Below are 24,744 nucleotides of genomic sequence, written 5' to 3'. Positions count from 1 at the left end.
TCCCTATTAAGGGTGTGTGTTGCTATTGAAGGCTTCTGCCGACAACCTGATGTTGCCCTGATTTATCAAGCCGGCATCAAATTCAAGCCTTACGGTCCTTGTTTCCCCTTTTAGCAGACTGAAATAGTTTTCATTAATAATTGCAGGGAGGATCTGTTCGCCACTTAGTGCATTGATAGCCTGCACCCTTATGCCGAATGCCACCGCTGCCGATGATGATGGATTGGTGATTTGCGCGGTCACAAAATACTTGCCATTGCTTTTAACCGTTTTGTAACTTACTTTCAGATCAACCTTTGGCAAAGTGCCCAGGGCCGAATAATCTTTGCGCTTGTTGCCTCTCCAGTAAAAGTTATCGGATACCAGCTTCCCTGCTTTATCGGTTAGTTTAAGCTTGATAAAATGCACATCTGACAGGCCTTCGCTGGCTACATCGCCCTGATAAACTTCAAAGTTCCATAAGGAATACCCCCAATAAGTTCCACGTTCCACCCCCTGCACCCTCACGTAGCGTGCGGTATTTTCAACAAAACCGATTTGCTGTTCGCCGGGGCGGCCTTCGTTAGTTACATACACATCACGCCATTTTTTGGCATCATTTGACACCTGTACCTTGAAGGTTTTAGGATAAGCATCTTCCCAGTTAAGGCCCACGCCGTTCACCACCTCCTCTTTACCCAGGTCAACATAGATCCACTCATCATCGTTTGATCTGCTGGCCCAGCGCGTGCCATTGTTGCCATCATTAACTGCGCCCGGGTCGCCATTGGTTGATGACGAGGCGTACACCGGTTTATTGAGCGCCAGGTTGGCTTTAGATTCGCTTAACTTCAATTTAAAACATTCCGTTGCGCTGTTTGATGGCGCATCTATTGTTTTCGAATCGCTGTAATGGCTTATCAGCTTTCCGTCCATATTATAAATTTCGGCGATGGCGGTTAAGCCTTCAGCATCGGCGCGGGTGGTGTTGATAACCTTGATGGCGTTATCAACCGGGTTCCATTGTATATGTAATGGTTCACAGGCTTTTTTTGCACCGAAGTAAGCACCTGTTAAATCGTAGTAATAATCATACGTTTGCCATACCATTGAAGGGTAAGCAGACTGACTCATCCAGGTCATGAGGCCCGAGGCATCTTCGCCAATATGGTCTTGCCATCCCTCAAACATCGCCTTATTTGATTCCAGGTTTACAAACTGGGCTTTTCTGCAATAATCTTCTATACCCTTCGGCGCACCATAACCTATCGCGATACTTTGATCATAACTGTCCGGGCCGGCATTAAAGGCAAGTGGGCCAAAGAAATGCTGGTTCCACATGTCGTTACGGGGCCACCAGTTTTCTTTTGGCATAAACTTTTTGAAACTCTCAAAATTCACGAACACCGCAGTACCCAGTTCCGTACGTAGACCCCAACCTTTATTGCCACCAGAACCGCTTGGATACGCGGTAAAATAATACCGGGGGTCTTTCGCGTCCCAGGGGCCACTGCCGCTGAGGTTCTCGGCATGAGAATTAGGCTGGTAATACCGGTCGCCGCCATCGAAAGTGTCCAGATCTTCCTTGAGCCAGGCACTTAACGGACGTTCGGGCCAGCCCTCATTGTCTGCGCACCACACCGCTATTGACGGGTGGTTTCTGAACCGTTTAATCTTTTCTATCGCATTGGCATTAAATACATTGATATCTGCCGGCAGGTTAGGGTTCGCGTTCAGCCAGAAATCATCCCATACCATGATACCATATTTATCGCAGGCATCGTAAAACTCCTCATCCGTAGTAGAGCCTATCCAGTTCCGGATCATGTTAAAATTCATTTCCTTATGTAACCTCACTTTGGTATCGTATTCTTTTCCACGGCACCGCAGCATGTATTCAGACATACCCCAGTCGCCCCCTTTAATAAATACCGGCGTGCCGTTGATGGCCAGGTGCAGCACCCGGCCCAGTGTATCATAACTATATCTTTTAATACCGAAACTTATATTCCTGACATCAGATGTCTCATTGCCCACACGCACACTTAATTTACAGTTGTACAGGTTAGGCTCGCCATAGCCATTGGGCCACCAGAGTTTGGGGCTGTTGATCATGAGCTGCTTAAATTCCGCTTTAGTAAGTTTAACCGCTGCGGTTCCTTTAGCATCGATATTGATCTTTTTAATAAACTCAATATTACCCGGTGTAATTACGCCTACTACCATGGCTGTTTGCGGGGTTGAGGCGTTGTTTTTAACGTCAAGTGCAATAGATATATCCGCCCGGGCATTGGTGGGCAGGCTGGCCCTGATCCATGGGTCTTTAATGGTTACTGCCCCTGTATTGCTTAGGTAAACATTGTCTGTGATCCCAGAGTTTAACCCTGGCACATAAGGCATCCAGTCCCATCCTGCGCTCGACACATAGTTTGGACTTCCCACATTGGCTAACGGCTGCAACGGAATTGAGACAAGCACCGTTAATATGTTTTTAGTGGTCCGGCTGGCAATCTCTGTAATATCAAACCGCCCCTGCTGCATAAAGCCATCCAAACTGCCCAGCAGTGTTCCGTTCAGGTAAATGTCCGCCTTGCGGTTCACCCCCCTAAAATTCAACCAAATGTATTTTTGGGTATAGGATGAGGGGATCACAAACGCTGTCCGGTACCAGAAATTTCGATCGTACTTCGCCTTATCTACTTTGTAAATATTATCCCCAAAATTGGGGTCTTTCTCCACCCCTGCCGCCACGTAAGATGCGAATACCGTACCCGGCACTATGGCTTGCACCCACTTTTCCGCTTTGCAATCGATTGTATGTATATTGTCAGCTTTATTTACTTCGGCCTCTGCGCGTAACCGCCATATTTGTTCCCCGGAACTATTTAGCGAAACTTCATTCGACTGCGCAAATGAGCTGGAAATAAACATGGCATTGACAGCAATAACAATAATTAGCCGGATCTTTCTTTTGTAGTGATTAAACATTTTAAAATTTAAAGTATGAGAACCTGAGGATTAATATGGTAGTAAATGCTGCCCTGTTTCTTTCCAGGGCAGCATGTATTATTATAAACTTTTAAGAACAACTTGTTTAAACTGAAGATAAGTTGTTGACTGTGTGCTGACCACCCAACCAAAAGTAATGGTGGTTTTCTGTGTAAGCGTGAATGAAAGTGTATGGGTTCCGTCGATATGATCCTGATCGGCATGATATAAGGCCAGCGTATTGCCGCTGTTCAAATTATCAATATCCGGAAGGCTTGTTCCAGCAGCTACAACTTCATTGGCATTCAGCGTACCGCCGTGTCCCTGGGTTATAATATCAAGGGCGTATGTACCGGCTGATAAAGTGATGGTTTGATAAACTTTCCCGTTTGTAACACCATCACCGCTCCAGTCTTTTGATTCGAAATGGATTACGCCACCCCAATCGGTTGACCAGCCTCCTCCTTTACCCCCATCCTGGTTCAACACATTGGTGTTATATTGCCAGTCTTTAGGCAATCCCCACTTGCCGGTGCCGCTGTCGCTCCTGTAAAATGGATTTCCGGCATTTTTAATGAAAAAGCTGGTAATGTCGCCTACCCGGCTGATATGCGGAAATGCACTTACACTGGCTACCGTAAACGTATCAATTGCTCCTCTAAGCGGAATATAACTAGACTGATAAGTCACCTCCGTATCAAACTTATAATTAATCAGTGTGATGGTGTTGCTATCGGGTCTTAGAATTGCGGTATTAGTTTTACCGGCATTATCAATATACCGGACGACAGTTTTAAGGTTAATAGAATCAGGGGCATTGAATTTTAACTGTACATTACCCGTGGCGAAATTAACAACGAAAGGTGTATCGGCATTATAGCCCCGGTTAAATAGTCCGCTCAGGTATACAGGACCATACACCCTTACGCTATTAATGGTTGTCATAATAGACCGGTTGCCGTCGGTATCAATAGAATAAATGTTAAAGTTATACGTCCCTTCCTTTAGTCCAGGCACTAAAACCTTTACAGTATCCAGGGGATCATGACTTACTGCGGCCAGGGACAGAGAGTCCTGCTTGTTATTCCAGTAAATCACATATTTGGCTATTTTAGGATCGGGACCAGGATTAAACTTCACCATTGTACGCAAATTTCCTGCGAGATAGCCAGGGTTGCTGATCACACCCGGGTAATGGATTTCACCACCTTTTATAAGTGCTTTATAATTATCATTCTTTTTTGAACAACCCGCCATACCTGCCAATAAGAACAGCCATAGCATATTTTTTATAATGATTTTCATTTCCTTCACGTTTATTTATTGTGGAACCCCATAAAGTGTCAATTCTTCCAAATAGGTGTAATGGAGCCCAAACCAGGTTTCATCTACCACAATCCTTACATATTTTACATTAGGGCTACTAAATGGCACATCAAAACTCACTCCCTTATTGATAAAGGCCTGATCGGCGTTATTCGTTGATCCCTGGGCGAGGCCAGAAGGCGGATCCGGGAAGCGGTAAACACCCAGTACTGTCCAGTCTCCGATTACTGCACCAGGCTTATTGCCGGCAACTGTTTCGGCATCCTGTGGCTTATCTTTGTTGGAACCCCAGATGGTAAATACTTTTGGATTGGCATAGCCGTAGCCCCTGCAATACATTACAAAATGGCTCAATTTATAGCTGCGGCCCAGTCCGAATGTCCCCTGCGCCCTCCTGTAAGTATTACCGACGGTAGTTTGCCACGGTGATCCCGGTGGCTCCAGGGTTTCACCATCCCATAAATAGTTCATTACCCCACCATAACCAATAAAGCCATCGCTGGGCTGAGCATAAACAAAAAATGCTTTTTTGTCCAGTACCTGTTCAAACAAGGGAGTTAGCGTAACTATAGAAGTATCAGAAACATTACCGAACTGATCAGTTACATATACGCCGAATTTGGTCGGATTAGTTGCAAACCCCCTTACCGCATAGTCAATTGTATCTATATTCGTATAATGCTGGTCATTGATAACAAATTTATTATCCACCGGATCGATGGTTAACAAATTGATACCAACGGATTTCTTATCCTTATTTAATGTTGAAATGTTGATACCACCAAAATCTGCCGCAAGTTTCAATGACTTCCGGATTGACTGGTAATAAGGCGTATCCGGGTGAACGGTCACCGTTACGGGGTCTGATTGGATGTTCGATCTGGTTACAGCGTGAAGCGTAACGGTATAATCCTTACTAAACTGAAAACCTTCAACGGTAATCGTATCCAGGAAGAAACTGGATTTTGTTTGCCGGGCAGTTTTGCCGTTGATCTTATAATCTGCTACCACGTATAACAGATTTTCATCTGCAGGTAATGCATATGTTAAAACCGCACCACCTTTAAAATTCCTGACCTTGACATTTGAAACCGGTCCTGGTTTGGTCTTGTCGTTTGATTCGGGTTCCCTGTATCCATCGTTCTTTTTACACGATGGCATACAAGCTACCAGGAGCGCAAGCATAAAACCTACCAGGAAGATATGCTTTAATATATATTTACTCATCATATTTTATTTAAGATTTATTTTGAAATCATTAGCAATCAATTCTACCAGTAAGGGTTTTGGACCAGGTTGTCGTTTACTACAATTGCAGTATTTGATAATGGCCATAAATAGTCCCTCGTATTGAAAACCGGGATTTCAACGTTTCTGGCGCGATAATAATTTACGGCCTGACCCTCATTGATACTCCATCCCCTCAAAGGCGTACTCAGCACATCCTGCAGTTCCTTCCAGCGCCTCAGATCCCAGCCACTTTGACCTTCGAAGCATAATTCTATGCGGCGTTCTCTGTGAATGATTGCTCTCAGGCCTTCTTTTGAAGCGGGCTTCGATGGGTTTTTGGAATAATTTAACCAGGAACTTACCACACCGTCGAGGCCTGCCCTTGCCCTTACGCGGTCGATATAGGAAATTGCTTCGGCGGTAGGGCCGTTCACTTCATTAATCGCTTCGGCATACAGCAGGTAAAGGTTACCCATACGCATTACCGGCATGGTATAGGTTACCCAGTTAAAACCATCATCATATACGGTAAGGTAATTAGCCAGTTTTTTAGGCCAATAGCCGGTAATATTGCTTTTCTGCGGATTTTTTGGACCAGCGACCGCGGTAACTCCTCTGGCGGCTACGAAGTGTGCGTTATTGCCATCTAAAATTCCGTCGCCAAACCAAATACCCCCATCAAATCCTATGCTGCCATAAAATCTGGGCTCCCGGTCAAAATGTGCTTTGATTGTCTGATACCCTTGTTCGATGTAGTAGAAATTTGCTTTATCTCCTGTTCTCAACTGGTTCCTATCGGCATAATCCCATGTTTTATCCTCATCAATAGGAACTCCTTTATTGGTATAGAAAAGCTCAGTGGTCGAAATTGGCACCGCAAAATAAGCCGGGTTCTGCCCGTCGTTCTGGTTGGCTTTTTCTGTTAGTCTCGGAATACAATACTCCTGACCATGCCAGTCATTATTAAGCCCATAGATCAGCTCCGGGTTGGTATCCCACTTTTCAGTTATCGCGTTTTGAAAGGTTAAGACCTGTTTAAGGGAATCAGAAAGGTTGGTTACGCCTGGAGCCGGCACAAAATTCGTGTTTAAGTGAAGTCCGGCCGATTCACATGTTTCCACCGCGGCTTTACATGCATCAAGCGCTTTTTGCCATTTGTTCGGGTCGTAAGCTGGAGGAAAAAGAGCTTTCCCTGTTTTGTCTTTAAAGTTTGTGTAATCACTGTTTCCATTAAATAGCGGGCTTGCTGCAGTCATTAAAAATTCTGCTTTGATAGACATTGCCGCGGGCTTCGTTAATCTTCCGAGTTCCTTTGCCGGATTTTCGATAGTTAACGGAAGATCCGGTATGGCCTGATCCATCAAGCCGGTAATATAACTAACTACCTCATCTACAGATGCCCGTTTAACCTTAACATCGGCAGTTGAGGCTTCAACCGGCAGGTTCTTGTCAATTATTGGAATCGGACCGTACATCCGGAACAGGTAATAATTATAGTAGGCCTTCAGGAACTTGGTTTCAGCGATCCAACGTTTTTTTTCCGGAGCGGTGAGATCGAGCGGCTTGTCTATATTTTCCAACATGGTATTACATTTCCTGATCGCCTGAAACAACGCGATCCCATTTCCTGTGCCATCCCAAAAATCCAGACCCGGATTTCCGGTATTTTGTGTACCGGTGATCAGGCTATAGCCTGTAATATCGATAGGATTGCTCTGCAGGTTGAGCGGAAAAATAAGTTCTGAGGATGTGGTGTTACCCGGGCTTCTATTCAGGTCGGTTAGTTGTTGCTGGAGCACAGAGTAGCAGGTGAACAGGTAATTTTCTGCTTCGTTCCTGCTTCTGAATGCATAATCTATTGTTCCTACGTTGGGAGGTACCACGTCCAGGTATTTTTTACAGGAGCTGCCGACAAACATTACCGCCAGCAGGCATAAAATTCTATATTTAAATTTCATAGTAATTCAGTTTAAAAATTAGCGTTCAGACCAATGTTGTATACTTTTTGAATTGGATAATTGAACCCATTTCCGCCAAGCTCGGGGTCCCAAAGCTTAAATGAGCTCCAGGTGATCAGATTTAAACCATTTAAGTAGAGCCGGATACTTTTTACACCTATTTTTTTTGATACCGAAGAGGGTAATGTGAAACCTAATTCGGCTGACTTTAATCGCATAAAAGAACCGTCACGAAGCCACCAGGTACTTGGCTGCAGGTTATTCTCGATATCACTCGCGGTTGTTCCTAAACGAGGATAAAGCGCATAAAGGTTTTGGTTCCCTACAGACCAATGATCATCGGCAAATTGCTTAAGCACCTGGGTATTGCCGTAAACATAAGCTTCTGTGCTGGGGACAAACGGGCTGACCTGGGTAGGATCGATAAAAAAAGATACCCTGGCCTGGCCTTGAAAGAATGCGGACAAATCAAAATTTTTGTATTGCATGGATACACCATAACCATAAACGATCTCTGGTACCTGCGGATAGCCGATAAACGTTTCGTCGCGGGAATCTATGATGCCATCCCCGTTAAGGTCATGGTATTTGATATCACCGCCCTTAGGGACTTTACCGCCTGTAGAAAATACCTGTGCAGGAGAACTCGCTGCCTCCGCATCATCAACAAACAGGCGGTCTGCAATATACCCGTATCCGGCACGTATAGGCTGGCCGATGTTTCTTCGCCATGGTTCAGGATAGTTTGGTTCTTCGTAATAAGTATATTTATCGGTAGCAAGTGTGAAATTTCCACGTCCTGTAATGGAGAAAGATTTATTGATGACCGTCTTGTAATCAAAGGAAAGATCCATACCCCTTGAATTGGCCTTGCCCAGATTAGCATAAATAGGAGCTTCAAGACCCGAGGTTGTGGGAATGTAAGATCGCTGTTGCAAAATATTATACCGGTTATAATTATAGAATTCCGCGGTAATATTAAGAGCCTTGAACATGGTGAGTTCCAATGCCACGTTGGCTTGCCTTGATGTTTCCCAGGTAACATTGGGGTCAGCATAATTCTGAATACTCACTCCACCATGGGAATATGCTGCATTCGCGCCAAAAACGGCATAACCACCTGCATCCAGGTTAACGCTTGAAGCGTAGAAGAAGCGACGGTCACTTATAGCGTCATTACCTACCAGGCCATAGCTTCCACGTAATTTCACCCGATCGAAAATATTGGCCAATGGCTCAAAGAACTTCTCGGCAGAAACCAGCCATCCGGCTCCAATAGTTGGAAAGAATCCATAGCGGTGCTCGGCAGAAAATCTTTCGGAACCATTGTACCCAAAATTAAACTCCAGAAAATATCTGCTGCCATAGTTATAACCAGCTCTTCCCGCAAGACCGAGGTTACGATGAGGAAGACCGTCAATAAGCGTGCTTACATTAGAATAAACCGTTTGTTGCCGGGTTCCGACCAACGTGGCTGATATATTGTGTTTCCCAAGTTGCTTCGTATAATCAAGATTACCTTGTAAATAAACCTGGCTGCTCAGCACAGGTGTTCCACCATAGTATAAAAGGTATTCACGGGCATCGCCAGGATTTGGATTCAGCCAGTTCAGCGTATAGGTATTTGATGCTTTGTCATATGTCCCGATGTTGTAGTAAAATGGGTTATAAACAAAACTGGCATCGAAGTAAGAATACCGGTTGGTGCTGAAGATACCGTGAAAGTTCAGACCTTCTGTAATAAAGGACAGATTCTGATTCAATTCGATCTGTGCCAATACCCGTGACTCCGATGAAGTTTTGTGCCCTCTTAACAATTCAGCGTAAGGGTTCGTAGCGGGAACGCCGGGATTATCGGGTTTTCCGAACAGGATATGCTGCGTGCCTAAATTAGCTGAGTCGGGCGCAAAATAGGCAGGAAACGCAACCGGACTGGCGTGCAGTGCCAATTTATATTCATCAGTACTGAACGCCCCGCTTGTTGTCTGCGGTCCGGAATAATCGCTGAAATTTCCGGAAAATCTAAGTATGGCCTCCGTTGTCTTGGTTAGGTTGAGATTGACATTGGAACGTAACTGGTAATTCTGAAATTTGATATTAGTCTCATTATTGTTGGCAATATCATCCTTTAAATTCCCGTGGTCAAGATTGTAGGATCCCCCAACGTAATACCTGGCAAAAGGTGTTCCGCCACTCACACTCAGGTTGCCTCTTTGCGTATGTGCAGTAGGTCTTATCAATAGTTTCAACCAGTCTACCGCCGGATATACATATTGGTTGTAGCCAGGGCCTTTGTTTATGGTATTGATCGTGTTATTGATTTTATCGGGGTTGAAGGGAGTTGGTAACAATGGATTCCTGTCGAGCGTGGCCTCGTTATAAAGATTCATGTAGGAAATAGGGTCGGCAATTTCAATCGACTGGGTGTTTTTCGATATCGAATTTTCAGCGCGAAAGCTGATTACCGGCGCGCCAATTTTACCTTGCTTGGTACTTACCAAAATTACCCCATTCGCGCCGCGGGCACCATATAACGCAGTTGCACTGGCATCTTTAAGAATGGAAAAGCTGGCGATATCATCAACCTGCAACCTGGCCAGATCATTAGTAGTGAGCTCGATGTTATCGATCAGGATCAGTGGGTCAACTTTATAGCCAAAAGTTGTTACCCCTCTGATAAAAAACTGTGCATTATCCTGACCTGGCTGTCCCGATCCCTGGAAGGCAATAATACCTGCGGCCTGCCCGGCAAGTGCATTGGTTAAATTACTGGCCGGGATTTTCAGTTCCCCGGGTTTGATGGTCGTCACCGAACCAACTATTGCTTCTTTTCTTTCCTTCTTTCCATAAGCAGTTACTACAACTTCCTCGGCCTGCTTGATGTCTTCTGTAAGAACGACATCGAAAACTTTATGATCAGGAGTAACCGTAAATGTCTGCGAAATGAACCCAACAAAAGAAATTTTGATGACTGTTCCGCTGGGTACATCAAGGACAAATTTTCCGTTATTATCAGTCACCGTCCCTATTTTCAGATTCGCCGGAACAGTAACGCTTACACCTGGCAGGGTCACTCCTTTTACGTCTCTTACCGTACCTGTAATGGTTATAACCGCCGGAATGGATACCACTTTGTCTGTGGCCTTTAATGCCGACCTGCTTTTAATAATAACAGAGTTACCTTCGATAACAAAAGTAAGTTGTGTGTCCTTAAGACAGGTTTGGAGTACATCTTCCAGTGATGTATTCTGGAAGTTAACATTTAACTTATTTTCATTTTTGATACTTTTCGGAGACCAGAAGATATTGTATCCGGTCTGTTTATTTATTTCCGTAAACACCTGCTTCAGGGAGACATCATTGTCTTTATAGGTGATCTTTTGAGAAAAAACCGTAGCACTTGCCTGCATCAAAGTGAGGAAAAGTACAAACGTGGTTAGTTTCATAATGCGCAGAAATTTCTTGGCGTAGCCCGAAGGCATACAAATGTTTGCTGTAAAAATTTTATACATTTGTTAAGGCTGTTTTAAATTAAAATTGTGTTGAAACCGCATCGAGATTTAATCAAAGCCGACTAATCAGGGGCATCGCAAGTGCTCCTGATTTACTTCATAAATCCCGGTATTTGAATTTCGCTTAGGTGGGTTTAGCTTTCTCTTTCATAATTGTTTCTTGGTTTTATTGGTATGGTATAATCAGTTAGTTCTTCTTTTTGCTTATCGTAATCGTTGCGCCATCAATCTTAAAATTGGCATTTCCAGTTTGCTCCATCAGTTTTAAAAGCGGTGAAATATTGGCAAACCGGGTAACCACCGCGCCGAAGGTTTCTTTTTTCAGGCTCTCGTCCTGGTATATCACCCGGATATTGTACCAGCGCGCGATCGTTTTCATGATATCCTCAAGGTTATCATCGTAAAATTTAAAATAACCGCTTTTCCAGGCTATAACTTCTTCGATGTTAGCTGCAGACACCTTCATATCGGTGCCACTAAAGCCTGCCTGCTGGCCAGGCTTCAAAAAAGCTTCATGATTACCGGCCGTCACTTTAACCGCTCCTTTAATAAGTGTTGTTTGGGCTACGGCATCGTCCGGATAAGCATTAATATTGAATTCGGTTCCAATATCCTCTATAGTTTGCCCGCCGGTAATAACTTTAAATGGAGAAGCCTCATTATGCTGAACCACAAAAAAAGCCTCACCTCTCAGTTCTACCCGGCGTTCCTTCGCTTTGGCAAAGCTCACCGGAAATTTGATGGCAGAAAGCGCGTTCAGCCAAACCCTGGAGCCATCAGGTAGCAAAACCTGAAACTGACCACCTACGGGTGTTTCTATAGTATTATATGTAATGACGCCAGGATCTTTATCCTGCTGCATAGACGCGTCTGGCTCATTCGGTGTTGTTACCGTATATATCAGCTGGCCCTGGGCCGTTTTACTGATCTGAATACCCCCCTGGCTGGCAACTTTTCCATCGCCTGCATCTGTAAGTGATATCTTAGAACCGTTGGCTAAAGTCAGGATGGCTTTATTTCCACCAGGCATAATATCATTTTTATGGGCTGCAATACTATCCTTAGGAGCAGTTTCATTATTCCGGATAAATAAATAAACACTTATCCCCAAAATCACAGTCACCGAAGCCGCCAGTGTCCAAAACCGGTAACCGTACCTTCTTTTTGGTGGTATAATGACATCATTAATGCGGTCAAGTATGGAATGATAGGTTGCCTCATCATCATCAGGAAAAGTAGCGTCCCGATAGGCTTTCTCCCGGTACCACTCACTTAATTGTTTCTTTTCAGCTTCCGTGGCAGTACCGTCCGTGTACTTCCGCGTTAATTCATTTATTTTCTGCAGGTCCATAGGTTTATTGGATTGTACCTATATGTACCCTGAGAACCGGTTACCCCCACACGGGAAATGAAAAAAAAATAAAAAAAAACGAGTTTTGGTAAAAAGGATTACTTTTTCAAGGAGAAGAAGGCGTGCAGGATGAATACCAGAGATATCCCATGGTTTTTCATTTCACCGCGAATAATTTTCAGGGCGCGGGTAAGCGTATTTTCAACGCCCTTTTCAGTGATGTTGATTTTATCTGCGATCTCAATGTTCCTGAGTCCTTCTGTACGGCTGTACTTAAATATCAAGCGGCATTTTTCGGGCATTTCTTCAACAATGCCATCAATAAAGTCCTGTAGGAACTTGGCATCCAGTTTTTCTTCATCCAGTACGAGATCTTCAAATTTATAATGTTGTTTGGCCAGTTCCTGGCGTCGCTGCTCCAACCGGTAATACTTGAAAACCTTAAATTTGACCGCGGTGGCCAGGAATGCAGGAAGGTTTTTAATATCCAGGCTCTGGTATTTTTCCCACAGGTTGAGAAATACCTCCTGTACGATATCTTTGGCCACAACTTTATCATCACAGTGATTCCATGCAATGAGGAGCATCTTCTGCCAATATCGGTTATAAATCTCATTAAAAGCGCCATGATCGTTCTGGTTTAACAAAACCGTCAGTTCATGGTCGGTGTAATGAGTATAAATAGCCATGCGTTGATCGTTATTAATAAATGGAGAGCTGTTTAGCTGCTAAAATAACGGCGACCGAACTCCGCATTCTAAAACTTTTTTCATTACGTGTACCGGTACGTAATAAATATTGCAAAACCATTTCCATTCTTTGTTTAGTAATTGGCAAAAGGAAAACCTGAACAGTTATTCCATCAGGCCACAAGAATACAAAATTACAATCAAACTATTTATACCCTATAAACAATTATTGTACAAGCACTAACTTTTACACGCCTTTTAAAGCTGCATTGATGGCAGCCGGAAGGTTTGTGCCGATATCTGGCCCACCGGTTTGAACAAAGGAGACAATTCCCCTGGCATCGATCACGATAGATACGGGATAGGCATTTAAATGGTATTTTTTATGCACAGCCACCACACCCGGAAGCTGAATATAATTAAATTGGTGTTGTTGTAAAAAAGTATTGACAGCATTTTTACTATCCAATGATAGCGCAAGGAAAATAACTTTTGCGGGATCATATTTATTTTTAATGCTGTTTAATACAGGCATTTCGTTAACACAGGGCTTACAAGCGATAAACCAAAAATTCAGTACCACTATTTTCCCCCTTAAATCCTTTAGGGAATAAAACTGACCATTCAATCCCCACAGTTCAAATGCTGGCGCCGGCTTATTTAACAGCCCGCTGTCGTTTTGATCCGCATAGGTTTCGCGAAAACCAGGATATTCCGGCTGTGATTTTACTTTATTAAAGGACGGGACAGCTGCCCCTGCGGATAAATATCCGGCTGTGTTTGCCATAATACTGATCAGGGAAATAAGGAAATACTTTTTCATTTGTCTACATATTGATGAGGCCACAAAGTTATTTCGGCCGCGCTGCCGTAGTGTTAACACCCTGATGTTTAGTGTTAACTAATGTTAACGAAAGCACAGGCACCTGATCATCCCTGATCATATTTAATGATTAACATTAGTTAACACTATTTAATGCTCCTTTAACAAAGTGAAGGTTGTTACGAAATAGCTTTGCCTGATGAAAAGCGTACAAAAATTTAAAAAAAATCAGATGAAGACCTACTTATTTATCGCAGCCTTAAGCATCTGCACTATGGGTGTCAAAGCCCAAACCAAGCCCGGTTCAGCGCCCGTGCCTACTTACATGATGCCTGAGGGCACCCCTATCTCCAAAGACAAGATCGACAGTGTAAGGAAAGTCACTTTCGCTACCAGTATCAGTCCGGATATTAAGCATGACCTGTCCACAGCCATCAATGCAGATCTGTAAGCGTTAACAAATAACTTATCTTTGAGCAACATGATATCACGTCACCGGTATGAAAAAAAGACTGACCTTTTTATTTCTTATCGCCGCCCTTACAGCCGGTGGCATTATCCTGTTCCAATGCTATTGGGTATATAATACGTATAAAACCGGCGAACAAAATCTCAACAAACAACTATCAGATGCACTTCAAAAAAGCATTGATAACTATCATGTGCAAAAAAGCGAGCTTCCGCTTTCCTTAAAATCGCCATCGCCTTTTTTATCGGTATTAAAAGTGATTGAAAAGGACACATCAGCACATTTGAAAGTATTTACTAAGGATGCTAAACATGACCCTTATACAGCTAAAATTGAAGAAGTTCCGGTAAACCCGGCTAATTTATATCGTTTAAAAGTAATGCTGGCTGAAACCCAGTTCATGTCGGCGACATTGATGAATGCCATTAAGCTTGATACATTGAAAGCCCTGTTTAAAGACGAATTAAAAAGGAACAATATCGATTTACCGTTCAACCTTTTATTGTTAAAAAACCGGCAAAACCTTCCATCCGGTAAAATAACCGCTTATATTAATTATTCGAAAAGCAGTCCTATCGTAGAAGCAGTTTTTAGTAACACAGGCCGGCTTCTTCTTGCTCAGAATATCATCCCCGCCATCATTTCACTCGTTTTGATCATGCTTTCTGCGGGTAGCCTTTGGTATATGTCGATCATCATCAGGCGGCAGATGCAACTGGATCATATTAAAAATGATTTTATAAGCAATATCACGCATGAACTTCGGACCCCGATCTCCATTTTAAAATCAACACACGAAGCCTTATTCAGGTATGGTGGTATCGCAGAACCTGAAAAAGCCGAACGCTACCTGAAAATCAACATGGAGATCCTGGACAGACTGGATCATAATGTAGACCGTATCCTGGATATTACGAGGTATGAAAGTGGTGATAAACTGGCCAAACCAGACCAGGTGGATATTGAAGAATTAATTAATATGGTGTTGAAAAGGTTTACCCCGGATGCGGGTTATCATATTGAACTTTTGAATCCTTCAGGCTTACAGGAAGTTTTTACCGACAGCTATATTGTAGATACTATCATTTCTAATGTGGTGGAAAACGCTATTAAATACGGAGGTGAAGATGTAAAAGTTACCATAAAGATTAACCCTTTTGAAAAAGGCTGGCAGTTGATCATCCAGGATGACGGCACTGGTATTGACCATCTGCATTTACCATTTATATTTGACAAATTTTATAGAGTGCCGCAAGGCGATTTGCACGAAGTTAAAGGTTACGGACTTGGTTTGAGTTATGTTAAACAACTGGTTACCAGTTTAAACGGCATCATTTCCGTTAAAAGTAAATTAAATTCTGGCACTACTTTTACCATTCAATTCCCACAAAAATGAATAAGATCAAAGTGCTGTTAGTGGAAGACGAAGCTGTTTTAGCCGCGATAGTTAAAGAAACTTTAGACGCCAGAGGTTTTGAACTGATTATTGCTGCAAATGGCGTGGAAGGCTGGAGTTTTTTTAATAAAAGCAAACCTGATGTATGCGTCATAGATGTGATGATGCCACGCAAGGATGGATTTTCACTGGTAGCGGACATTCGCAAAGTGGATCAGTTAGTTCCTATTATTTTTCTGACTGCCAAAACACAAATTGCGGATGTCATCAAGGGCTTCGAAACAGGTGCAGATGACTATATGAAAAAACCCTTCAGCATGGAGGAATTAATATTAAGGCTGAAAAGTCTTCATCGCAGAAAGGGTTTTCAGGCACCTGCTGATAGTTCTTCTATGCCGGTTATGGTGAATATGGTAGGCAATTTTCAGTTTGATCATCACCGACTGGAACTGGTGGACAACGAAAAGGCCGTTAGTCTCTCACAGCGGGAGGCCGACCTGCTTCAATTACTAATTGACCATAAAAACAAGTTGCTTGACCGTAAAACGGCATTACTGAAAATCTGGGGAGATGATAACCCGTTTAATGCCCGCAGCATGGATGTTTATATTACTAGGCTCCGCAAGTATTTGCTCACGGATACCTCCGTTCAGATCCTCAATATTCGTGGTTTTGGCTACAAATTGATTGATTAGCTAATGACTTTTGAACAAAAAAATCCTTTGTCAATGCTGCAGATCATAACGTCTTTCGGTTAAGCCTCTAACCATTTGCCCAAACTGCCTATAACCTGGATTTCGACTGCTCACAATGAATAGTTTACTGCCGCAGGTTTCAAAAGGCTTGACCTAAAGGATTAATCCTGGGGAAAAACATTTAAAAAAAGAAAATATCTATTGCATTCAGCTATTTTTTTATACCTTCGCCGCCCTTGAAATTTTTACTGTTTTATCTCCCCCTGATATGAAGAAGCTTTTATACGGAATTGATTTTGGGACAACCAACTCAGCCTTGGCAATTTACGACGAGGAAACGAAAGAAATACAGAACACGATTATCATTCCTTCGCTTATTTATTTCTATCATCAGCCTAATGCGGCAATGGGCCCAAATTATGTTGTAGGGGAAGATGCAATTACAGCCTACCTTAACGATAATATGAAAGGGCGTTTTATTAAGTCTATTAAACAAGTATTATCAAGGAGCAGTTTCACGGAAACCCGTATTCATAATAAGAAATATAATGCATCTGATCTTGTAGCAATCATTTTAAAGGATCTGAAAGATCGTGCAGATCAATTAATTGGGCAAGATTGCCGAAAAGCAGTAATAGGGAGGCCTGTTTTTTTTGATGACGATGATGTAAAGAAAGATACGTTAGCACAGACACGACTAAATAAAGCGGCAGAAATTGCCGGTTTTGTAGACGTCAGGTTTCAATTTGAACCCATCGGAGCGGCCTTTGCCTATGAAAGAAGCCTCTTAAAAAAGGAAAATGTATTGGTGGCTGACCTTGGCGGAGGTACTACAGATTTTACCTATTTGATGCTTGATCCTGAAAAGGTTGGGAACAAAGACAGGAAGAATGATATGATGGCCAGTGGAGGGATTTACGTGGGAGGAGATAGCTTCGATTCAGCCTTTATGTGGGAGAAAGGCACGCCGTACTTCGGCAAAAACACCCAATACGAAGCTACTCCGGGTAAAGTATTAAGCATGCCAAAATCGCTTTTTGCAAACATTTGCTCATGGGAACAAATGAATTTCTTTAATGGGCTTCGCATTAAAAAAGATATTGAAGACTACTACTATTTTTCGGGCAAAGATCCACAGTTTAAAAATTTGATCACGCTTATTGAAAATAACCTGGGCTATTCAGTATTTCAATCCATCGAAAAAACAAAGATCACGCTTTCAAAGGCGGATACTGCTTTGTTTCGCTATCAAAAAATGAATATCAAAATTAACGAGAAAATACCCCTGCCTGATTATGAACAGATTATTGCGAAAGACGTGGACCGGATTGCAAACTACCTGGATGAGTTTATGGTGCAAAACGGTATCAAGCCCCAAGATATCGACAGCCTCTTTTTAACAGGCGGTACTTCTATGGTTAATAGCATTCAAAAACTCTTCAAAAAAAGATTTCCTCATGTTAGCCTAAATTCGGGAGATAACTTTAAAAGCGTGGCCAGGGGTTTGGCTTACAGTGGTTACCTATTTGAGGGATGATCTCTGCGATGTGCAAGATCACAGGATCGATTAATGAGCCAGGGAGTGGCAATACGGTCAATTTTTAGCCGTTCAGGAGTGATCTATTTCACAATTGTGTTACTGTTTTATTTGAACAACTATACCTTCTTTCAATTCTTCGTTAGCCTGCGCTACCAACTGGTCGCCGGGTTTCAGGTCGCCCGCGATCTCGGTCTTTTCCTTGCCGGTAAACCCTGTTTTAACATCTACCCATTTCGTCTTTCCGTTTTCTACCTTGATCACAAACTTGCGTTCCTGCGTGGTCACTACGGCTTTGAAAGGCACAAGAAAACCCTCTTTCGGGCGGCTGACAGGTAAAACGATCTGCGCGAACATACCGGGTTTCAACAAGCCGTTCGCATTCGGAAAAGTAAGCTCCCAGGTTTCGCTCCGGGTTTGCGGATCAATGGCATCTGATTTTCGGGCCAGTTTAGCTTTGAAAACCTGTCCGGGATTGGCGGATACGGTAAAGGTTGCTTCGTTATCTTTTAAGGAAGTTGAATTAAAGGCTTCGGGTACGGCTACATCAACTCTTAAAGACGAGTTATCTTCTACACGGAATAACAGTGTTTTGCCGGTATTATCTACAAAATCGCCTTTAAATATATTTCTTGCGGTCACCACGCCATTAAAAGGCGAACGGATCAGCAGGTAGTCCTCTATTGCTTTGTTGGCTTGTGTAGCTGAACGGGAGGCCTGGTAAACCGAGCTGTCCGTCAGCATCTGGTTGCGTGCAATTTCCAGTTCGTTATCTGCCACGGCTCCGGGCGTTTGTGCCGCCTTCAACAACCTTAAATAAGTCGACTTGCTGGATTCATATTTAGACTTAGCACCCATGCTGTTACTTTGACTTTGGGCTTGTGCCGCCTTTAATTCAGGAGCATCCAGGATACATAGCACCTGCCCTTTCGTAACTTTAGAACCTATATCTACTTTCACTTCTTTTACATAGCCTGGTGTACGGGCATAAATGTTAGCACGGTCAAAGGGAATAATTTCTCCCGTTAAATTCAGTTTATTGGAAACCGGTTCCAGTTGCAGCGTGATCAGTTTAACCGCGGGTTTTTCTGGCAGACCCTGCGGGGTGGCTTTTTCAGTCTGATTGCCGCCACAAGCTGCCAACAAGTAAACAGGAACTAAGAGTATATAATATATAGTTTTCATGATTGATTTTCGGTTAAAAGGTGATACTTGCTTGCAGGATCATCAGGGTCTAAGGAGATAACAGGTACAGGACGGTTCCCGATGGACGACTGGTAAATTAAAGGCAATATGATCAGGCTGGAGAACATGGAAAAGATCAGGCCACCGATCACTGCTGTGCCTAATGGCGATGTCTGGTCGCCACCCTCGCCAAAGCCCAAAGCCATCGGGATCATCCCGGCGATCATCGCCAAACTGGTCATTAAGATAGGTCTGATCCGGTCTTTGATCCCCTGTAAATAGGGTTCACTTAGTTTTTCGCTTCTATGCTTTTCTGCCTGGGTGACAAACAGGATGGCATTGGCTACCGCCACACCAACCGCCATTATGCAACCCATATATGATTGTATATTCAACGTTTTGCCACAAATCCAGAGCAGCAGCAGGCTACCCGCTAAAATGCCAGGAATAACTGAGATGATCACCAACGACAACCGGAACGACTGGAAGTTTACCGCCAGCAATAGAAAGATGACCACAATAGCGAGCAGGATACCGTTTTGTAATTCCTGAAAAGTTTGTAAAAACACTTCTGCTTGTCCCGGCTGCTGAATCTTCATACCTTCCGGAAGTTTGCCTGTTTCACCAATAATCTTATCGATATCATGGATGGCTGTGCCCAGCGCTTTACCTTGCAGGTTGGCTGTAATAGTGATAAAACGCTTTTGGTTTAAACGGTCAAACTCGCCCTCCGTATTGCCCATTTTCCAGGTCGCTACATCCCGCATATATACCTGTTTACCATTGTTGGAACTCAACAGGATATTATCCACCTGTCCCGGATCGTTCATAATCAGTTCCGGTACCTGCACCTGTACCTGGTAAGCGGTTCCCGCTGCTTTATCTACCCAATAGTTAGGTTGCGTAAAACGACTGGAAGAAGTAGCAGCAGCCAGTGACTTTCCGGCATCTTCTACGGTTAATCCTAACTGACCCAGTTTCACCCGGTCAAATTCAATTTTCATGGCTGGGTAACCCTGTGGCGCGCTATAGGCAACATCCCGCAGGTATGGTAATGTTTTCAGCCGTTCAACGATCTTCTTTCCAAAGTCCCGGTCCTGTGCCAGGCTTTTACCCAATACCTGTACCTGCACCGGTGTTCCTGTTCCCTGGCTCATGACCTGCTCCACGAGGTCAGCCGGTTCAAAAGAAATATGTGATCCGGGCATTTGTTTATTGACGGCCTGACGTACGCGTTCCTTAAAATCATCCAGATGAATGCCGGCACCTGAAATGAATTTAACTTTTAACAAAGCTTCTTCCGGCCCGCTGGTCCATAGATGGATCACGCTTACCGGATAGCTTGATGCCACCAGGCCAACATAGGCAGAGGAAATGGCGATCTTGTTGCCGCCGGAGAGGCTGTCGATCAGATGCAGTAATTGTTTGGTGCTTTGTTCTGTCCGCTCGATCCGCGTGCCTTCCTTTAACCTTAATCTTACCTGAAACTGTCCTGCATCCACTTTGGGAAACAACTCTTTACCGACCGTAAAGAATAGCAATCCGGCTAAGGCAATGGAAAGTATGATATAAACAGGCATCAAAATATTTCTGCCCGGTGAAAGGCGATGAATCAGCCGTTCATGTCTTTCTTTAAAACGTGTCATGCGTTTGCCTTCTCCCACGTTTTCGGTCGGTTTATCTTTAAACAGCCAGTTGGCAATCACCGGCACAAAGGATTGCGATAACAAGAAGGAAGCGATCATCGCAAAACCAACCGAAAGGGAAAGCGGCAGGAACATCGCCTTAGGGATGCCCGACATAAAGAAGGCCGGAAAAAACACAGCCAGGATACACAACAGGATCAATAGTTTTGGTAAAGCGATCTCCTTACAGGCATCCAGGATCGCCCGGCCTTTCTGCTCCCCTTTTTCCTGGTGGTGATGGATATTTTCGATAGTAACCGTCGCCTCATCCACTAATATGCCGATAGCCAAAGCCAGGCCACCCAGCGTCATGATATTGATGCTTTGACCAAACAGCTTCAGGCAGATCACTGCGGAAAGCAAGGCGAGCGGAATGGTTAAAACTACAATGAGCGAACCGCGCCAATCGCGCAGGAACAGCAGCACCATTAAACCAGTTAATAATGCCCCTAAAATACCTTCTGTCATCAGGCTTTTTATGGAATTGATCACATAACCCGATTGGTCAAACTCATAACTGACTTTAATATCCGCCGGTATGGCAGCCTGCATATCCGGTATAGCGGCTTTTACTTTCTGTACCACATCCCAGGTAGAAGCATCGGCCCTTTTAGTTACCGGGATATAAACCGAACGCTTGCCATTGATCAAGGCATAACCTGCGGTAATATCAGCACCATTATCCACCTGCGCCAGGTCATGCACGTAAATGGCAGGGCCACTGCCTGTTTTTACAGGAATATTGCCCAGGTCCTGAATATTATCCACGACCGTATTTTGAGGCGCGATGAGCATCTGGTCGCCCACCCGCAGGTTACCCGCCGGGAGGATGGTATTTCCTTTGGCGATAGCAGTAACCAGTTCCTCGGGACTGATACCATAACTGCGTAATTTATTGGGATCCGCTTTAATCAGCACAGAGCGCTGGTTACCGCCGAATGGCGGCGGCGCGGAAACGCCTGGCAGCGTGGAGAACATAGGCCTAACCTTAAACAGGGCCAGATCCGACACTTCGGCTAATGACCGAGTTGGACTGCTGAAAACCAGTTGGCCAACAGCCACGCTGCCGCCATCAAAACGGGTGACAAAGGGCGACACGGTTCCAGGAGGCATAAAGGCCCTTGCCCGGTTCACCATAGATACCACCTCACCGGTGGCTTGCCCCATATCGGTGCCCTCGTAAAAGTTGAGCTTTAATAAAGTAACACCCTGGATGGTTTTGCTTTCTACGGATTTAATACCAGTTACGTACAAGAAGTGGTATTCATAGTAAGAAGTCACGAAACCTTCGATCTGTTCGGCTGATAAACCACCATAAGTTTGGGCAACGTAAATGGTCGGTGTCCCCAGCTTCGGAAAAATGTCTACCGGCATCGTTTTGATGGAAACAACCGAAAAGAAAATCAGGGCAATGACGGCCACGATGATCGTGACCGGCTTTCTCAGTGAGGCGTATAAAAATTGAATAATATTCATTTGCCGTATGGATTTAAAAACAGGTTGAGGCTGCCACTATAGGCCGCCTCATTGAGCAGGGCCCGCCAGGCACCATAATAAGCGATCTTCACCGTAGCCGCAGACTGAAATAAGAGCTGTTGCGCCTGGATCACATCGTAATAATTGATCAGGCCTGATTTATACCTCGATTGGATGGCTTTGTAGGAATATTCGGTTGACTGGAATTGCTGCGGTGCCAGCCTGGCTGTTTGTAAGGCCTTTTGAAAGTTGGATGCTGCGATCTCCTTTTGTGTGTTCAGGTGCAGTTCGGTTTGCGCCAGCTGTTCACGGCTGGATGCGGTAATGAGTTCCTGTTGTTTCCACAGTGGCTTTTGTCTGAAAACTTCCAGTATCGGGAAAGCGATCTGGGCGCCCACGCCGTAGTTATACCGTTGGAAACGCCAGCCATCATTGGAATTGACCGAACCATCAGCACCGATACCCGAACCCCGGCCGTATCCAGTGCTCCAAAGGGTTAAGCGGGGCAGGATGCTTTTCTTTAATGATTTTAAGGTCAGCTCATTCGCGCTGACATTCGCCTTTCCTAATTGTACCTCCGGGTGGTCGGCTGTTGAAGTATCAGCCAAAGCAATGGCCGGAAGATGGCTGAAGAGCGAAGAATCAACTGGCAAACCATCCGGTAATTTACCGCCGACCAGTTCTTTAAGCGCAATTAGTGTAGAATCTCTTTGCCTTTCAAAAGCGATCAGCTGCATTTGGGCCCTGGTGTATTCGGAATGAAAGGAGGAAGAGTCTGTTCCGGGCCTTAAGCCACTGACCACTAAGGTTTGAGCCTGTTTTAAGTTGAAGGCCGATTTAGCGATATTGGACTGATAAACCTTGATCAGGTCATTGACCAGTAAATAATTTAGCCAGGCACTGATCACGTAGACCTGGTGCTGAAATAAGGTTAAATTCTCATCCGCCTGGCCATATTGCAGCCTACCTTTAGCGAGATCAATTTCGGCACCACGCTGACCAAAAGTGATGGGTTCCCATTGCAGGTTAAGTGCTGCGGCGCTGCCGGGCACGCCACTGTAATCATTTCCCTTGCTGGGTGGGCCGCTGATCGGTGTGATATACTGTGGGTAGATCATCCCCGTAATATTATTGGCGGTGGCATAATCAACCTGGTAAGAGGCATTCAGCGAAGGGATCAAACCATTTTGCTTATACTTCACCGCATATTGTAAGGCTTGTGTTTGCAGTTTCTTGGCTTTGATCAGGGGATAATTGGCCGCTGCGGTCCGGAGCAGGGAATCAAGGTATGGCTTACCTTGCTGTGCAGCGGCTCGTTCAGGCAGTAAAAAACAAAGGAGTATACCTGCAAGCAGGCTGATCTTTGAATAAATGGGTAAAACGGGATATTTCATATCTGGAAATCCAGTACTGGTATTTGTAGGCACAATGCTATGATAATTTCCGGCCTCAAAATAGAACGGATTTTACCTAAATAGAATCCGCTTTACTTTTTGAGCAGATTTTTTTTGTATTCGGAGGCTTTCATATCCATTTGTTTCTTAAAGATCCGGTTAAAATGGCTCTGGTCAGAAAATCCGGTCAGGTAAGCAATCTCGGTTAAGGAATAATCGGTAGTCTCCATCAGGTGTATTGATTTTTCTATCCGCATCTTACGTATATAATCGCCAAAAGACAGATCCTCAAAATACTTGGAAAACTCCCGTGACAGGTAGGCCGGATTGATCTTCAGTTCTTCCGACACTTGCTGCAGGCTCAGAGACATATTAGTATCTATCTGGTCCTGGATCATTTCTTTGATCTCCCGGGCCCATACCGGCGCTTTTTTGGACCCCTGTTGTTTCAGGTATTTATTAAAAACCTCCAGTAAAAGATATTCCACCGGCTCCTGGATATGTTTTTGCTCATACAGGTATTTGGCCCAGGTGTACAAGCCGTCATAAACTTTCATGCCCAGTTCCAGCAATTCATGATCATCCGGGATAGTTTTGGATAACCCTAAAAAGATGGCCGACAATCCAGATGCCTGCGGGGCTAAATCATGCCGATCGGTATCCGCACCACGAACAATGGCCGCCATGCGGTCAAGCGCTACATCTTTGAGCTGATGTTTCTTGATAAAATAATCAAAGCTGCACTGATTGTCGTAATGGGTGTATTCCACGCCCGGAAGATCAAATGGAACAGCATTTAAAACTGCAGCCTGCGCAATTACCTGGTCAACGGGTACATAAATGATTTCTGCCTCCGGATCAATGAAGCGTTTGATTAGCCAGGGACAGGCGATACGGTCAATCTTGGGATGTTCTCGGGTGATCCATTTCATAATGATCAAAGTTAAAAATCTAACCCTTTTAATTGCAAGGCATGTTACCCGGCGATTATACCCTATAAATCTGTAGCAAATTTGTATTACGGTATTGTTTATTGAATTTTTTTTAAACA

At 44.1% G+C, this 24,744-nt stretch carries 16 protein-coding genes; 4 read left to right on the top strand and 12 right to left on the bottom strand.

Annotated features, from left to right (window positions below; translation table 11 throughout):
• Positions 1-6 precede the first annotated feature (6 nt).
• The 8 genes from M2273_RS08750 to M2273_RS08715 all read right to left on the bottom strand — a co-directional run bounded on the left by M2273_RS08750 (position 7) and on the right by M2273_RS08715 (position 13,856).
• Positions 7-2,967 (bottom strand): discoidin domain-containing protein, encoded by a 2,961-nt coding sequence (locus M2273_RS08750; protein WP_429395494.1) that lies wholly within the window; start codon positions 2,965-2,967, stop codon positions 7-9.
• A gap of 81 nt (positions 2,968-3,048) precedes the next feature.
• Positions 3,049-4,272, bottom strand: a complete 1,224-nt coding sequence (locus M2273_RS08745; RefSeq protein WP_429395491.1) for a DUF4998 domain-containing protein — start codon at positions 4,270-4,272, stop codon at positions 3,049-3,051.
• A 15-nt stretch (positions 4,273-4,287) separates the two neighbouring features.
• Complete coding sequence (locus tag M2273_RS08740) at positions 4,288-5,523, bottom strand: DUF4959 domain-containing protein (RefSeq protein ID WP_429395488.1); 1,236 nt, start codon at positions 5,521-5,523, stop codon at positions 4,288-4,290.
• A 41-nt stretch (positions 5,524-5,564) separates the two neighbouring features.
• Positions 5,565-7,481, bottom strand: a complete 1,917-nt coding sequence (locus tag M2273_RS08735) for a RagB/SusD family nutrient uptake outer membrane protein (protein ID WP_429395484.1) — start codon at positions 7,479-7,481, stop codon at positions 5,565-5,567.
• An 11-nt stretch (positions 7,482-7,492) separates the two neighbouring features.
• Positions 7,493-10,993, bottom strand: a complete 3,501-nt coding sequence (locus tag M2273_RS08730) for a TonB-dependent receptor (RefSeq protein ID WP_429395480.1) — start codon at positions 10,991-10,993, stop codon at positions 7,493-7,495.
• A 187-nt stretch (positions 10,994-11,180) separates the two neighbouring features.
• Positions 11,181-12,344, bottom strand: coding sequence for a FecR family protein (locus tag M2273_RS08725; RefSeq protein ID WP_429395477.1), 1,164 nt, complete (start codon positions 12,342-12,344; stop codon positions 11,181-11,183).
• 98 nt (positions 12,345-12,442) lie between these two features.
• Complete coding sequence (locus M2273_RS08720; protein ID WP_429395474.1) at positions 12,443-13,033, bottom strand: RNA polymerase sigma-70 factor; 591 nt, start codon at positions 13,031-13,033, stop codon at positions 12,443-12,445.
• Between the two features lie 247 nt (positions 13,034-13,280).
• Positions 13,281-13,856, bottom strand: coding sequence for a peroxiredoxin family protein (locus tag M2273_RS08715; protein WP_429395471.1), 576 nt, complete (start codon positions 13,854-13,856; stop codon positions 13,281-13,283).
• A 232-nt stretch (positions 13,857-14,088) separates the two neighbouring features.
• On the opposite strand from M2273_RS08715, the gene M2273_RS08710 reads away from it, so the two are divergent.
• From M2273_RS08710 to M2273_RS08695, 4 genes are all read left to right on the top strand, one after another.
• Positions 14,089-14,307, top strand: a complete 219-nt coding sequence (locus M2273_RS08710) for a hypothetical protein (RefSeq protein ID WP_429395468.1) — start codon at positions 14,089-14,091, stop codon at positions 14,305-14,307.
• A gap of 49 nt (positions 14,308-14,356) precedes the next feature.
• Entirely contained in the window at positions 14,357-15,721 is a 1,365-nt protein-coding gene (locus M2273_RS08705; protein WP_429395465.1) for a sensor histidine kinase, read from the top strand.
• Positions 15,718-16,416 (top strand): response regulator transcription factor, encoded by a 699-nt coding sequence (locus tag M2273_RS08700; protein ID WP_429395462.1) that lies wholly within the window; start codon positions 15,718-15,720, stop codon positions 16,414-16,416. The genes M2273_RS08705 and M2273_RS08700 overlap by 4 nt, the downstream gene beginning before the upstream one ends.
• A gap of 268 nt (positions 16,417-16,684) precedes the next feature.
• Positions 16,685-17,953 (top strand): Hsp70 family protein, encoded by a 1,269-nt coding sequence (locus M2273_RS08695; protein ID WP_429395459.1) that lies wholly within the window; start codon positions 16,685-16,687, stop codon positions 17,951-17,953.
• A gap of 99 nt (positions 17,954-18,052) precedes the next feature.
• Here the strand turns inward: M2273_RS08695 and M2273_RS08690 are convergent, their stop codons facing one another.
• The 4 genes from M2273_RS08690 to M2273_RS08675 all read right to left on the bottom strand — a co-directional run bounded on the left by M2273_RS08690 (position 18,053) and on the right by M2273_RS08675 (position 24,625).
• Positions 18,053-19,138 (bottom strand): efflux RND transporter periplasmic adaptor subunit, encoded by a 1,086-nt coding sequence (locus M2273_RS08690; protein WP_429395456.1) that lies wholly within the window; start codon positions 19,136-19,138, stop codon positions 18,053-18,055.
• The gene (locus M2273_RS08685; RefSeq protein ID WP_429395453.1) at positions 19,135-22,299 is read right to left on the bottom strand and encodes an efflux RND transporter permease subunit; all 3,165 of its coding nucleotides are present in this window, start codon (positions 22,297-22,299) and stop codon (positions 19,135-19,137) included. The genes M2273_RS08690 and M2273_RS08685 overlap by 4 nt, the downstream gene beginning before the upstream one ends.
• Positions 22,296-23,693, bottom strand: coding sequence for a TolC family protein (locus M2273_RS08680; protein ID WP_429395450.1), 1,398 nt, complete (start codon positions 23,691-23,693; stop codon positions 22,296-22,298). Before M2273_RS08680 ends, M2273_RS08685 begins: the two co-directional genes overlap by 4 nt.
• Before the next feature lie 92 nt (positions 23,694-23,785).
• Positions 23,786-24,625 carry a chromate resistance protein ChrB domain-containing protein gene (locus tag M2273_RS08675; protein ID WP_429395447.1) on the bottom strand — a complete coding sequence of 280 codons (840 nt, stop codon included), beginning with the start codon at positions 24,623-24,625 and terminating at the stop codon, positions 23,786-23,788.
• Positions 24,626-24,744: the final 119 nt, after the last annotated feature.

It is taken from the genome of Mucilaginibacter lappiensis, from assembly GCF_050433765.1.
Classification (GTDB): domain Bacteria; phylum Bacteroidota; class Bacteroidia; order Sphingobacteriales; family Sphingobacteriaceae; genus Mucilaginibacter; species Mucilaginibacter lappiensis_A.
Note: the sequence above shows the minus strand (reverse complement) of the source record. Positions and strands in the feature narration are given on the sequence as shown.